Genomic DNA, 1,384 nt, shown 5'->3' on the forward strand with positions numbered 1-1,384 from the left:
ATTATGCGCGCGAAGGCTTTGATCTGGTCCTAGAAGGTGCTGAAATCGGCACCGTTGTTATTCCCGATTATTTCCTCCATTTGAAACCGCCCGCCTTGGTTTCCGAAGGTGGGGCAACGCTGGCTGCCGGCACGGTACGTGCCTTGGCCGGACCCATGGCGCCCGCGCAAGTCGCTCAAATCGCCGTCGATGGTATTGGCGGTGCAACGGCGGGTGTGCAAACCCTGGGCGAATCCATTGGCTCGGTGAGTGATGCTGAAGGTGCGGTTTCCGTGGTGCGCCCGGACGGCACCGAAGAAATGCTCACCCAAGGGGCTGCAATTTATCAAGGCGACGTGATCCAGACCGGCAGTGACGGTTCCCTCAGTGTGATCTTTGTCGATGACACGGTGTTCTCGTTGGAAAACGACGGGCGCATGGTCATGGACGAAATGGTTTATGACCCCGACACCCAAGAAGGCGTCTTCAACGCGCAAGTCGTGCAAGGTGTGTTCTCCATGGTCAGCGGCCAAGTCGCAAAATCGTCGCCTGACGCCATGTCGCTGTCGACGCCGACGGCGACCATCGGTATTCGCGGCTCGACCTTGATCATCGAAATGGGCGAAGACGGCGGGGTGAAAAACGCGACGCTGGTCAACGACGTGGACGGCAACATCGGTGAGATCGTGTTGCAGACGCCGTCGGGCTCGGTCACGTTGAACCAATACGGTGCAACCACGTCCATCGGTGCGGATGGCAGTGTCGGTACGGTTCAAGTTCTGACCGAACAACAAGTCCAACAGGCCCACGCCAAAGCTTTGACCAAGGTTGTGAAAGCCGTCGCGAAGGTCGCTGAACAAAAAGCTGAACGCGCCGAGGCCGAAGCCGCCGCCGCCGAAGAAGAAGCCGCCGCCGCTGAAGAGGAAGCCGCCGCCGCCGAAGAAGAAGCCGCCGCTGCCGAAGAAGAGGCTGCCGCCGCCGCCGAAGCGGAAGCCGCCGCAGCTGAAGAAGCCGCTGCCGCCGAAGCTGCCGCCGCCGAAGCGGAAGCCGCCGCAGCCGCAGAGGCCGAAGCCGCCGCCGCCGCCGAAGCCGAGGCCGCTGCTGCCGAACAAGCCGCCGCCGAGGCCGCTGCCGCTGCTGAAGCCGCTGAAACGGCCGAAGCCAAGGCTGCTGCCGAAGCTGCCGCCGCGGAAGCCGAAGCCGCCGCCGCCGAAGCCCAGGCTGCCGCCGAAGCCGCCGCCGCTGAAGCCGCTGCTGCGGAACAAGCCGCTGCCGAACAAGCTGCCGCCGCCGAAGCCGCCGCCGCCGAGCAAGCTGCTGCCCAGGCCCAGGCCCAGGCCGCAGAACAACAAGCTCAACAAGCCGCCGCTCAAGCTGAGGCTGCACAACAACAAGCCCAACAAGC

At 63.9% G+C, this 1,384-nt stretch carries 1 protein-coding gene; it reads left to right on the forward strand.

Translation table 11 applies throughout. The features are described 5' to 3' along the window. The coding region (locus tag V5T82_RS18070; protein ID WP_332897073.1) for a FecR family protein at positions 1 to 1,384 on the forward strand (1,384 nt) is incomplete at both ends.

This window comes from Magnetovibrio sp. PR-2 (assembly GCF_036689815.1).
Lineage (GTDB): Bacteria > Pseudomonadota > Alphaproteobacteria > Rhodospirillales > Magnetovibrionaceae > Magnetovibrio.